Below are 13,015 nucleotides of genomic sequence, written 5' to 3'. Positions count from 1 at the left end.
GAACGCACATAAAAACCGGACCAACATGCAAAAAAACATCACGTCTTTGGGTTCATTGAACTGGGACGACCTGAAGTTTTTCCTCGAGGTTGCCCGTACCCGCAAGGCCAGCAGCGCGGCCAAGCGCCTGGCGGTGGACTACACCACGGTGTCACGGCGCATCAGTTCGCTGGAGACGGCCCTGGGCACCCTGCTGTTCGAAAAGTCGCGCACCAACGGCTTCGTCCTGACCGCCGAAGGCCAGCGGCTGATGGGTTATGCCGAGTCCATCGAAAGCACCCTGCACATGGCCTGCGAGCAGGTCTCGGGCTCTGGCGTGGCGCTCTCGGGGCATGTGCGCATGGGCTGCACGGAGGGCTTCGGCAGCTTCTTCATCACCCCGCAACTGAGCCATTTCGTCGACGCCTATCCGGCGATCTCGGTGGATATCCTGCCGCTGCCGCACTTCATCAGCCTGTCCAAGCGCGAGGCCGATATCGTCATCGCCCTGGAGCGGCCGGAGCACGGACCGTATGTCTGCTGCAAGCTGTGCGACTACCGGCTGCAGCTGTATGCGACCCAGCCGTATCTGGATCAGCACCCGCCGATCCGCCACGCCAGCGACCTGGGGCGGCACCGCTTCGTCAGTTATGTCGATGACCTGGCCTTCAGCAACGAGCTGCTGTACCTGGCCAATCTGCTGCCCAACGCCACCGCCAACCTGCGCAGCACCAGCGTGATCGCCCAGTTCGTCGCGGCGCAGCAAGGCCGGGCGCTGGCGATCCTGCCGTGCTTCCTGGCGGCGCAGGATCCGAACCTGCTGCCGGTGCTGCCGGACGAGGTGAGTGTCACCCGGCAGTTCTGGATGTATTGCCGGGAGGACTTGAGGAAGTTGAAGCGGATCAATCTGTTGTGGGACTACATCCGCGAAGTCACGGAGTTGAATCGGCCGTTGCTGCTGGGTGAAGCACAGGAGCTGCGGTTCGTCGACCAGGACACCACAAGCTCTCAACCACCAAAAGAAAAACACACCATTTTTGAGTACATGCCACCAGCAAGGCATGAGGGCTGTGGGGGTAGATCTTGAGCGGGGACAGCAATCTCCTGTGGCGAGCGGGCTTGCCCGCGCTCGGCTGCGAAGCAGCCGTAAAACCAGCAGCCCCATTTTGCCTGACACACCCAGTTGTCAGGTTCTGGGGCTGCCATGCAGCCCAGCGCGGGCAAGCCCGCTCGCCACGGGGCGCAACTCTGCCCCGGCAGGGTCAGTCGGCAATCACCACGATCGCCACCCGACGATTCTCCGTACGCCCGGCCACGGTGCCGTTGCTGGCCACCGGCTCGCGGCTGCCCAGGCCGCGGACCTGGATGTTTTCCGGTTTCATCCCGGACTGCCGCAGGACCGTCGCTACGCTGTTGGCCCGGCGTACCGAGAGCTGTTCGTTGTACTCATCCTTGCCGGAGGCATCGGTGTGCCCGTCCACCCGCACCCGCTGGATGTCCACGCTCAGCAGGGCCTTGGCGATACGCTGGACGATGGTCTCGCTTTCCTTGTTCAAGCCGTCCAGGTCGCTGCCGAACAACACTTTTCCCGACAGGCCAAAGGCCCAGCCATCATCCGTCAATTGGAAGCCCTGCTGCTTGAGGACGGCAACCTGCGCCGGGGTCAGGCCTTTCTGCGCCGCCGTCTGACAACCGCCGAGGGCCAGCAGCGCGGCAAACAGGGCAACGCTGAAAAAGCGCAGGGAACGTTGGGTAAAGATCAGCAAGGGTTCAACTCCGGGTGGGGACTGAAGCAGCGCAGTGCTCCGACTGCGCGGTGTGTTGGCTGCCACGGGAAAGGCGCTTGGCCTGGTACATGGCGGCATCGGCGGCATTGAGCAGCGAGGCCGGGGTGTTGCCGTGATCGGGGTAGACGGCAATGCCGATAGTCAGCGACGTGACGACCGGGGTCGGGCCGGGTACCGGAATCGGCAGCTCCATGCTGGCGATGATCTTCTCGGCAATCCGCTCGGCGTCCTCGATGTTGTGCAGCGGGGTCAGCAGCACGGCGAACTCGTCACCGCCGAGCCGCGCCACCAGGTCATCCTCACGCAGTTGCGCACGTACCCGCGTAGCCACGGCCACCAACACCGCATCGCCCGCCGCATGGCCGAAGGTATCGTTGATTTCCTTGAAACGGTCACTGTCGAGAAACAGCACCGCGACCCGCTCGCCCTGTCTGGCGCCATTACGCAAGGCACGCATCAACCGGCCTTCAAAGAACGCCCGGTTGGGCAGGCCGGTCAGGCTGTCGTGGCTGGCCTGGTGCGCCAGGGTCTGGTTCTCGCTCTGCAGGTGCGCCTGCCAGGCCTCCAGCTCATCGAGCAGGGCATTGAAGTCGTTGCCGAGGTTGTCCAGTTCGGCAATCCGCGCCGGCGGTACCCGGCGGTCGAAGGCCCGTTCGCTACGGGCGGCGTGGGCCACCTCGGCCAGGCTGCGCAATGGCACGAGAATCCCGCGCAGCAGCCGACGGGCCAGGTGCAGGCCAAGCCAGGCCGCCAGCACGCTGCACACCAGGATGCCGGCCAGACCGCTGAGCAGGTAGCGCATCAGGCTGGCGCCATGGCCGGTCAGGCGGACGCTGCCGACCTCCCGGTCCTGATGCAGGATCGGCAGTTCGATGGGCTGCTCCAGCAGACTCCTCGCCAGTCGCATTTCCAACCGCGACAGCAGACCGGTTTCCGGGCGCTGCCAGTGAGCCAGGCGCTGGCCGCCAGCGGTAAAGATCTCGGCGTCGGCCACTTCTTCGGTCGAGGCGATCAGGTCCAGGGCCTCGGCCGCCGCGCCACGGTCGTTGAACACCACCGCCGCCTCGACGGTATAGCTGATGGAACGGGCGATCAGGTGCAGGTTGTGGTCGGCGTAGACCCGCAACGCCAGCACACCGAGCAAGGTCAGCGAAACGCTGACCAGGCCGACCGCCGCCAGCGCGGCCAGCATATGCCCGCGTCCCAGCACCGAACGCAGGCTGCGGCGATTGTCAGGCTTGTGCAGACCGATCATGGTTGTGCGGCTCGCCGGCGGGACAGTTGCAGGACGCTGGGATGAATGCGCACGCCGCTGCGGGCCACCGAGTCCAGGTTGACCTCGAATGCGACCTGGTCGTCGCTGACGCGCAGGCAGAACAGGCTGCCGACGGTGCACTGGTCGCCTGCTTCGCTGATGCTCAACACCGCTTGCCCGGCCAGCGCGGCGAACAGTTGGCTGCGTTCCTCGGCGGAAAGCTGGCCGATGTAGACCGCGTCGCAACTGCTGGCGACGGCCGTGCTATTGGCCAGCAGGCGCTGGACCTGCACCGGGCGGCCCGACGCCTGGGCCGTGCCCTTGACCAGGTCGTCGGTGTATTGGGTCGGGCCAACGATGCACAGGCGCAACTGCGCCGGCTCCACCGGCCAGCGGGCGTAGCTGAGAATACCCAGCACAACCTGGGTCACGGCCTGCGCGCGCTGGTCGGCGGCACCACGGGGCTGCGTGTCCTGGGCCATGCTCGAGTGCATGAACAGGCAGCATATGGCGGACAATGCCAACCGTTTAGCGCCAGAAAACCGCCACATCATCCACGCAGCCACGTCCATATGAGAATTTTCTCAATGTTACGTCAGAATAATGCCAAGACGGTAGCACATCAGTGGCCAGGCAGTGCCAGGGCGTGCGCTAACCCAGCTCCAGCATCAACCCGCTCAGGCGCTTGACCTTGCGCCGCACCGCCTCCTCGAACACCCCGCCACGCGGCTCCAACAGGCTGAACCAGTCCTTGGCCCGGGTGATCCCGGTGTAGATCAGTTCCTTGGTCAGCACCGGATTCAAGGCCTCGGGCAGGATCAGCGCGGTGTGGGTGAACTCCGAGCCCTGAGACTTGTGTACGGTCATGGCGTAGACGGTTTCCACGTCGTTCAGCCGGCTCGGCAGCACGAAGCGCACCCCACCCTGGCCATCGTTACGGGGAAACGCCACCCGCAGCACCTGCCGGCCGGCGTCCGGTCCATCGCGCTCGGGCAGGCGCAGGGCGATGCCGATGTCACCGTTCATCAGGCCCAGGCCATAGTCGTTGCGGGTCATCAGCACCGGTCGGCCTTCGTACCAGTGCTGGTCGCTGTCGATCAGCCGCCGCGCATACAACGCTGCGGTGATCCGCTGGTTCAGGCCCTCGACGCCCCAGGGGCCCTTGCGCACGGCGCAGAGCAACTGGAACTCGTCGAAGGCGCGCAGCACCGAGCGCGCCCAGTCTTCCCAGCACGGGTCGTCAAGATCGCTGTAGGCCGGTGGGCGGCCGCTGCGCATCACGTCGAGGTAATGGCGATAGCCCTTGCGGTTGACGCCCTCGCCATCGAGCACCAGCTTGTCGAACTGGCGGTCCTGCTCGCCCTTGAGGGCCAGGGCGAACAGGTCGGCATGCGCGCCCGCCTGCAACAACGCACGGGCCTCATCCGCCGCCTGCTGGTTGACCAAACGAGCGAGTTGGCCGATGCCACTGCCTTCGCCAAAGCGCCGCGAGTGGCGCAGCATCACCACCTGCTGGGCCAGCGGATGGCTGCCCGCGGCGGCCTCGCGCAAGCCGCTGGTGCCGATATCCTCGCCACTGACCGCCTGCAGCCAGGCGCGCGTTTCGGCGCTGTACCAGCCCTCCTCGGCATCGCGGCACAGGTCGCCGAGCACCGCGCCGGCCTCTACCGAGGCCAGTTGATCCTTGTCGCCCAGCAACACCAGCCGCGCATGCACCGGCAATGCGTCGAGCAGGTTGGCCATCATCTCCAGGTCGATCATCGATGCCTCGTCCACCACGAGCACATCCAGCGGCAGGCGATTGCCGGCGTGGTGGCGGAAGTGTCGGGTACCCGGACGGCTGCCAAGCAGACGGTGCACGGTGGTGACCTCGCTGGGGATCCTCGCGCGGACCGCCTCGTCGATGGTCAACGAGCGTACCTGGGCACTGATGGATTCGGTCAGGCGCGCGGCGGCCTTGCCGGTCGGCGCGGCGAGGCGAATGCGCAGCGGCTGGCCCGCCTCCACCGCCGGGGCCTGGAGCAAGGCGAGCAGACGTACCACGGTGGTAGTCTTGCCGGTACCGGGGCCGCCGGTGACGATACTGAACGCTCCGCGCGTGGCCAGGGCACAGGCCAGTTTCTGCCAGTCGATGCGCCCACCGCTGCCGGCAGCGCCGAACAGCTCGGTCAGGCGTCGGGCCAGGTCGTCCGGGCTGGCTTCCGGTTCGGCGAGGCGCAGGCGCAGGGCGCTGTCGATGCGCCGTTCGTAGGTCCAGTAACGGCGCAGGTACAAGCGTCGGCCACTGAGCACCAGCGGCCGTTGCCCGGCCTCCAGGCTTTCGTCGCCGGCCAGTGCCACCAGCGGGCTGGCCTGCAGCGCCTGGCACCAGACCTCGCCGTCCAGCGCCACCAACAGTTGCGAGGGCAACAGCAGCGCCCCGCCCTGCACATCGCCTTCCGGCGGCAGCGACAGGGCGAAGTCCGGCTCGCTCAGGGTCTCGAACAGATCGAGGCAGACATGCCCGTGCCCCAGTTGATGGCTGGTCAGGGCCGCCGCCAGCAGTACCAGCGGATCGCCCTGGGGATCGAGTTCATGCAGGAAGGCGACGAAGGCCTTGTCCAGCGCCCGCACCCAGCCACGCTCGAACCAGCGTTCGAGCAGCAGCAACAGGTCGTCGGCGCGACTCAGCGGCGCCAATTCGGCGAGGCTGTCATCGCTCAGCGCGGTGGGCAGCAGGTCGGCAAAGGAACGTTTCATAGCAGACTCCCCTGCTCCCAGGCGGGTTCGGATTTCGGCACGGGCTTGCCCTGGAACAGCAGGTCCAACTGTTCGATCAGCACGCGTGGCGGACGGGCGAAATAGGCGCCCTGGCTCGGCGCACGGGTGCCGCGCAAAAACAGATACAGGGCGCCCCCCATGTGCCGGTCGTAGTCGTAGTCCGGCACCCGTGCCTGGAGCTGGCGATGCAGGGCCAGCAGGTAGAGCACGTACTGCAGGTCGTAGCGGTTGTCGAGGATCGACGCGGCCATGGCCTGCTCGGTATAGGCGCTATCGTCGGCTCCCAGCCAGTTGGACTTGTAGTCGGCCACGTAGTAGCGGCCCTGGTGTTCGAAGGTCAGGTCGATGAAGCCCTTGAACATGCCATTGAGCAGCACCGGTTCGGCCGCCGCCCGGGCGATGCCGCCGTGGGTGTGGCGACGCACCAGTTCGTCGACCTGCTGCACGTCGACCTTGTGGCTGGCGAACCAGAATTCCATCTCGACCTGATAGCTGGCAAGGCTGTTGAGTGCCACCGGCGGCTGGCCGTCGCCCAGGCGGAACGGTACCTGCAGCAGATGAGCGAGCCAGTCGCTCAGGGTTTCGATCCAACCCTTCCAGCCGCGCAGGTTGCAACGCGGCGCGACGGCCTTTTCGATCAGCTCGCGGTCGGCCGTGAAGCGCTCGTCACCGGCCCATTCCAGCAGACCATGAAGAAAGGTTCCGGGATTCGGGCCACGGGGGAAGCGATGGATATCACCACCACTGGCGGCCACTTCGCGCGGCGCGTCCGGGTCCAGGCGCTCGTCGTCGAAGAGCTTCTGGGCCTGGGGGCTTTCCGGAGCCTCGTCACTGCCAGGCCCCCACTGCTCGCTGATGCGCAGGGCGCTGTAGGAGGCGATCCACCAATGCTCGGCGGCCTTGCGCACGGGCAGCAGCGGTTCGAGCAGAGTCGCCTGGTTGCGTGGCGGCTGGTACGCCAGGTCGCTGGGCGCCGGCAGTTCCTGGCAGAGCAATGCCGGACAGCCCTGTTGCAGATCGCGCAGCCAGCCGGTCAGGGCAGTGGATTCGCCCAGCACCGCCCCGCCACCGAGCAGGTAGCCCAGGGCCGACAGGTGCAGCACCGAGCTGTTGTGGTTACCCCGTTTGAGGTCGGCCACCCCCAGCCAGCAGGCATGCCGGGCACGGGTCAACGCCACGTAGAGCAGGCGCAGGTCTTCGGCCAGGCGCTCGTCGTCGGCCTGGGCGATCAACTGCGCGGTGGGCTTGAGGCTGACCTGGGCCTTGCCGTCGCTGTCGTGGTAATGCAACGGCAGCCGGCTGCCATCCACCGGTTTCACCGAACAGATGAAGGGGAGGAACACCAGCGGGTATTCCAGGCCCTTGGATTTGTGGATGGTCACCACCTTGACCAGTTGCTCGTCGCTTTCCAGGCGCAGGATCTGCTCTTCGCCAGCCTGGCCGGACAGCGCCAGGTGCTCGCCCAGATGGCGGATCAGCGCCTGTTCGCCGTCCAGCTCGCCGGAGGCCTGTTGCAGCAGTTCGGACAGGTGCAGCAGGTTGGTCAGCACCCGCTCGCCGTCGCTGCGGGCCATCAGCGCCTGGGGCAACTGGAAGTCATGCAACAGACGGCGCAGCATCGGCAGTACGCCCTGGGTTCGCCACAGCGTACGGTAGCCACGGAACTGCATGACCCGCGCCTCCCAGGCCAGTTCGTCCTGGTTCAGCCGCTCCAGCTCGGCCAGCGGCAGGTTCAGGGTGATGCAGGCCAGGGCCGCGCGCAGCGGGCGCTCCACATCCGGTTCGGCGCAGGCCTTGAGCCAGGTCAGCAGGTCGTGGGCTTCCTGGGCGGCGAACACCGAGTCCTTGTCCGACAGATAGACGCTGCGCACTCCGCGCGCGGCCAGTTCGCCGCGCACCGCCTGGGCTTCCTTGCCGTCACGGACCAGGATGGCGATATCCGAGGGCAATACGCCCTGCAGTTGCCCGTCGCGGCTGAAACCGACGCGGCCCTGCTGCCCGCCATTGAGCAGGCCGACGATCTCGCTGGCACAGCTGGCCGCCAGTTGCTGGCGATAGATTGCACCGGACAGCGGCTGCTCGGAGGACAACTGCCAGACGTTCAGGGCGGCCTGGGGCTGACCATCGATCTGGAACGCTTCCTTGCGACCCTGGGCGGCTACCGAAACGAATGGGACCCGGTTGTCTTTACCGTCGCGGAACAGAAAGGCTCCCCGCCCCTGCTCGCGTTGCTCGGCCCGTTCGAACACATGATTGACCGAGCGGACCATCGCATGGCTGGAGCGGAAGTTGGTGTCCAGGGTGTGCAGGCGCCCAAGGGTGGCCTGGCGCGCGCGCAGGTAGGTGTAGATATCGGCGCCGCGGAAGGCGTAGATCGCCTGCTTCGGGTCGCCGATCAGGAACAGGCCGCCGTCGGGGCTGTTGTCCTCGATACGGTAGATGCTTTCGAAGATCCGGTACTGCACCGGGTCGGTGTCCTGGAATTCGTCGATCAGCGCCACCGGGAACTGCTCGCGGATCAGCCCGGCCAGGCGCTCGCCACCTTCGGCGCGCAACGCGGCGTCGAGGCGTAGCAGCATGTCGTCGAAACCCATTTCTGCGCGACGGCGCTTCTCGTCCTCGAAACGAGCACCGACCCAGCGGGCGGCGTGCTCCAGCACGGCGGCATCGGGGGTCGGCAGGGCATCGAGGCTGGCCTTCAGGGCCACCATCGCGTCGAGCGCCGGATGCCGTGGGGCCTCACCCTTCCAGGCTTCGGCCATGCCGTCGGGGGTCAGCCGGGTAAAGCCGGTGCCGATGTCCAGTTGCTCCAACGCTGGGTCTTCGGCCCAGGCCGTGAGTTTTTCGAACCAGGGTTCGAAGTAGCGTGCCTGCATCTTGCGGCCATCGACCGCCTTGCTCGCGACGCCTTGCAGACAGATCTCGCGCAGTTCGGCCGCCCACTGCTTCCAGGGCGCCTTGATCTGCAACAGCGCCTCACGGCGTTCGAGCAGACAGGCCTCGATCAGTTCGGCAGGCTCCGGGGTACCTTCCTCGTTGTCACGCTCGACATTGCCGAACAGCGCCCGCACCCTCGGCAATAGCGCGTCAGGCCCGACCCAGTTGGCGCGCACCCAGTGCAGCGCGTCGCCCTGCATCTTGTAGCAATAGAGCCGCCAGTAATCGCGCAACACTTCGCCGAGCAGTTCGCTGTGGTCGGCTTCCAGGGTCTGGGTGAACAGGCTGCCGCTGTCGAAGGCGTGCTCGCGCAGCATGCGCTGGCACCAGCCGTGGATGGTCGACACCGCCGCCTCGTCCATCCATTGCGCGGCGATGTCGAGGCGGTTGGCGCAGGCGGGCCATTGCTCGGCGGCGTACTCCGCGCGCAGTTGGGCGATCAGGTCGTCCGGGGGCGCAATCTCGTCACGGAAAAACCGCGCGGCTTCGGCCAGGCGGGTGCGGATGCGGTCGCGCAATTCCTTGGTCGCCGCGTCGGTGAAGGTCACCACGAGGATCTGCGGCGGCAGCAGCTCGCGTCCGAAGCCGGCGGCGTCGCCACCATGGCCGAGGACCAGGCGCAGGTACAAGGCGGAGATAGTGAAGGTCTTGCCGGTGCCGGCACTGGCCTCGATCAGCTGGCTGCCGCGCAGGGGGAAGGCCAGGGCCAGTGGAGTCTTGTCATTCATCAGCGCGACTCCTCATTGACCAGGGAACGCCACGGTGCTTCGAGCAAGGGGCGATAGAGGCTGTCACACCAGCCTTCGAATTCTTCGCTGGCGACCAGCACGTCGTAATCGGCGAACTGCCGGGCCAGGGCCGCACTTTCCCGCCGTTCGCCCTCGCTGTTGACGCCATCGCCGTCGTAGGCCTTGCGGGCGGCCGCCTCGGCCTTGGCCGGGTCCGATTGGGACAGCCAGGCGAAGGCGGTCTTGACCGCCACCGGCAAGGGCCGGCGCATGCCGACCTGCCAGGCCAGCAGCAGCTCACCAAGCAACGTGTTGGCCCGTTCCGTTTCGAAGGGTGGCAGCAGCAGGGTGTCGTCGCTGGCGACCAGCGCGGTGTTCAGTGGCAACCCGCAGGCACAGGCCACCAGGTGCTCGACCCAGGGCCTGGTCAGGCGATGCCATTTGCGGCTCTTGAGCGAGCCGATACTGTTGGGGATCGTCGTAACGGCCAGGTAGCCGCCATCGCCACGTTGGTGCAGGCCGGCCAGCCAACCTTCCAGGCGCACGCCGTGGCTGTCGATGCTGACCGGCACGGCGCTGGGCAGCGGCGTCGGCCAGAGCGTCAGCAGTTGCCGGTAGCGCTCCAGCAAGCCGGGCAGCGGCTCGATCAGTTCCTGTTGCAGCAGTTCGCCGAAGCCGGCCATGGGCAGCAGACCGCTGCCCTGCAGGCGGCGGGCCTGGTCGTTCAACGCCTGCTGGGGGGCGTCCGCCTGCTGCAGCGCGGCCGTGAGCAGGCTGTCGCTGAGGCTGTAGCGTTGCAGGGCATCGAGGACGAAGGGCTCCTCGTCAGCCAGCGGCGCCTCGGCGGCCTCGAAGAAGACTTTCAGGCGCTGGCTGAAGAAATGCCGCACGGGGTTGCGCAGGAAATCCTGCAGTTGTGTCAGGGTCAGGGGTTCGTCCTGGCTGTAGGGGGCAAGCTCTTCGGCCAGCTCGGCAGAAGCCGGTGGCTGATGCAACTGCTGCCACTCCCGCGCATAGCTGAACAGGCCGGCATTGCCCTCGTGGAAATAGCGGGCACTGAACGGCTGTAACGGATGCTCACGGGTCAGGGCTTTGAGCAGGTGTTCGCCGTCGGCGCCGGGCAGTCGCCAGCCGCTGGCGATATGGTCGCGCAACTGACCGATCAGCACCGAGGCCGGACGTTCGCTATTGTCGCGGATGCTGCGACCGATCCAACTGATGTACAACTGCTCGCGGGCCGAGAGCACGGCTTCGAGCAGCAGGTAGCGGTCGTCCTCACGGCGCGAGCGGTCGCCGGGGCGGTAGTCGCTGCCCATCAGGTCGAAGTCCAGCGGCGGTTGGGCGCGCGGGTAGTCACCGTCATTCATGCCGAGCAGGCAGACCAGCTTGAACGGAATCGCCCGCATCGGCATGAGGGTGCAGAAGTTCACCGCACCGGCGAGGAAACGCTGGGAAAGGCGGCCCTGGTCAAGACCCGCCAGCCAGGCCTCGCGCACCACCGTCAGCGGCAGTTCTTCCCGCAGGTCGACGGCTTCGCAGGTTTCCAGCCAGGTAGCGCGCAGTTGTTCGAGCTGGATCAGCAGGTAGTCGTCATGCTCGGTGCTGGCGAGGAAAAACAGTTGCAACAGCGCCTGCAGGCGCTCGCCCCACTGCTGCGGACGAGCCGGCACGCAGAGTTCCCGGTGGGCGATTTCCAGGGCATCGAGCAGGGCGACCACCGGGCCGATCAGGGCCGCATCGAGGCCACCGATTTCGTCGTAGGGTTCGATGCCTTCGCAGCCCTCACCGGTGCCGACGGCGTAGCCAAGCAACATGCGGCGCAGGCCGAAACGCCAGCTGTTCTGCTCCAGCTCCTCGGGCAGGCCAAGGTCGGCACGTTGCTCGGCACTGAGCCCCCAACGGATGCCCGCGCCTTCGATCCAGCGGTGCAGGGTCGGCAGGTCGCGCTCCTGGACATTGAAACGGGCGCGCAGGGCCGGCACATCGAGCAGATCGAGAATTTCGCTGACCGGGAAACGGCTGTCAGGCAGTTTCAGCAGGTGCTCGACGGCGATCAGCAGCGGGTCGCGTCCGCGCTGGCCCTGGTCGGCCAGGGTGAACGGGATGAACCGCGGATCGTTGCGTTCGAGCTGCCCGAACACTGCGCGGATATGCGGAGCGTAGCTGTCGATATCGGGAACCATGACGATCACGTCGCGCGGGCGCAGATCCGGGTTGGCGCTGAAGCGGGCGAGCAACTGGTCATGAAGGATTTCCACTTCGCGCTGGGCACTGTGGGCGACTTCGAAACGGATCGACTGATCCTCCCGCGGGTCGACAGCAGGCCAGCGTTCACGGGTTTCGGCCAGCGGGCGCAGTTCGAGGATATCGTCCTGCAACTGGTTGAGCAGGGTCGTTGGCGTGCTGTCGCTGAACAGGTCGATGCGACCCTCGCGAAAGGCCGCCCGGTAGCTGCTCGGGTCATCATAACTGTCGAGCAGGTTGATGTAGTCGCGGCCCTGCTTGCCCCAGGCGGCCAGCAGCGGGTGGGCGTGCTGGTGCAGGGCTTCTGGGTCGAGGACCACCGGCATGCCGGCCTTGCGTGACTGGCGTTTGTATTCGTTACGCAGCAGGTCCTTGTCGGCGACGATGTCGGTCCAGTGGTGACGACACGGGTTGTGCACGCAGAGCAGCACCTGGCTGAACCGTGCCAGGCCGGCCAGGGCCTCGAGGGCCTGGGCTGGTAGCGAGGAGATACCGAAGACGATCACCCGGGGCGGCAGGCCTCGCGGGGCCGTTTCGAGGTTGTTGATACGCTCGATGAAGCGCTGGTGAACACCGGCCCGGCTCTGGGCCATGCCCTCGGTGCCGACGTCCAGCAACAGTGCGCGCCACAGCTCGGCCTGCCAGCAGTTGGCCGGGCTCAGCGGCTTGATCTCGCCGCGTACGCCGCGCAGTTGGTGCCGGCCAGCGGCCCAGTCCTCCAGCCAGTCGGCACGGTAGACCTGGTATTGGTCGAACAGGTCGGCCAGGCGCTCGGCCAATTGGTAGCGTTTGCGCAGGTCGCTGTCGTGGCTCAGGAAACGTTGCAGGGGCTGGAAGTGCGGCTGGCCGATCAGTTCCGGCAGCAGGCGCATCAGGCGCCAGGTCAGCGGGGCCTTGTCGAGCAGCGACTTGGCCGGGATCTCGTCGCGCCCCAGGACCATGCGGTAGAGCTGCCACATGAAGGTGCCGGGCAGTTGCACATCGATGGCGGCGGCGATGCCGCAACCGCCGGAGTCGTCGTCCTCGGCATCTTCGGCCAGGGCCAGCTTCAGCCACTGGGCGATGCCGTTGCTCTGCACCAGGGCGATTTCATTCTCCAAGGGAGCCAGGGGATAACGCCGCATCACGTTGATCACCAGGCTGCGTAGTTCCTCAGGGCTGTTGCTCTGAACGACCATGAACGCAGGATTGAGTGACGTCGCGTCCGGCATGAGGACTTCCTTGGAGAATTCAGAAACGGAGGCAGGACTTTAACATCTATGTCGGGTGAGGATGATGCTGGCCCTGTGACGCGGAGCGTCGGGTGATGCATTCCCACGCGGAGC

General features: G+C 66.4%; 7 protein-coding genes. 1 reads left to right on the top strand and 6 read right to left on the bottom strand.

Features of this window, described 5'->3' with window-relative positions; all coding sequences use genetic code 11:
• Positions 1–25: 25 nt before the first annotated feature.
• A complete protein-coding gene (locus K675_RS0108540; protein WP_017903096.1) occupies positions 26–1,066 on the top strand; it encodes a LysR family transcriptional regulator in 1,041 nt (346 codons plus the stop codon).
• Between the two features lie 175 nt (positions 1,067–1,241).
• Here the strand turns inward: K675_RS0108540 and K675_RS0108535 are convergent, their stop codons facing one another.
• The 6 genes from K675_RS0108535 to recC all read right to left on the bottom strand — a co-directional run bounded on the left by K675_RS0108535 (position 1,242) and on the right by recC (position 12,901).
• Positions 1,242–1,745 carry an OmpA family protein gene (locus tag K675_RS0108535; RefSeq protein WP_017903095.1) on the bottom strand — a complete coding sequence of 168 codons (504 nt, stop codon included), beginning with the start codon at positions 1,743–1,745 and terminating at the stop codon, positions 1,242–1,244.
• Positions 1,746–1,749: 4 nt separating this feature from the next.
• Positions 1,750–3,021: a diguanylate cyclase domain-containing protein gene (locus K675_RS0108530; RefSeq protein WP_017903094.1), complete on the bottom strand. Its 1,272-nt coding sequence runs from the start codon at positions 3,019–3,021 to the stop codon at positions 1,750–1,752.
• Positions 3,018–3,503, bottom strand: a complete 486-nt coding sequence (locus tag K675_RS0108525) for a YfiR family protein (RefSeq protein WP_017903093.1) — start codon at positions 3,501–3,503, stop codon at positions 3,018–3,020. The genes K675_RS0108530 and K675_RS0108525 overlap by 4 nt, the downstream gene beginning before the upstream one ends.
• A 169-nt stretch (positions 3,504–3,672) precedes the next feature.
• The gene (gene recD / locus K675_RS0108520) at positions 3,673–5,760 is read right to left on the bottom strand and encodes an exodeoxyribonuclease V subunit alpha (RefSeq protein ID WP_017903092.1); all 2,088 of its coding nucleotides are present in this window, start codon (positions 5,758–5,760) and stop codon (positions 3,673–3,675) included.
• Entirely contained in the window at positions 5,757–9,446 is a 3,690-nt protein-coding gene (gene recB, locus K675_RS0108515) for an exodeoxyribonuclease V subunit beta (RefSeq protein ID WP_017903091.1), read from the bottom strand. The genes recD and recB overlap by 4 nt, the downstream gene beginning before the upstream one ends.
• Positions 9,446–12,901, bottom strand: a complete 3,456-nt coding sequence (recC, locus tag K675_RS0108510) for an exodeoxyribonuclease V subunit gamma (protein ID WP_017903090.1) — start codon at positions 12,899–12,901, stop codon at positions 9,446–9,448. The genes recB and recC overlap by 1 nt, the downstream gene beginning before the upstream one ends.
• Positions 12,902–13,015 lie beyond the last annotated feature (114 nt).

It is taken from the genome of Pseudomonas fuscovaginae SE-1, from assembly GCF_000364705.1.
In the GTDB taxonomy this organism is placed as follows: Bacteria; Pseudomonadota; Gammaproteobacteria; order Pseudomonadales; family Pseudomonadaceae; genus Aquipseudomonas; species Aquipseudomonas fuscovaginae_A.
The sequence above is the reverse complement of the archived record's forward strand: the minus strand, read 5'-3'. Positions and strand labels throughout refer to the sequence as shown.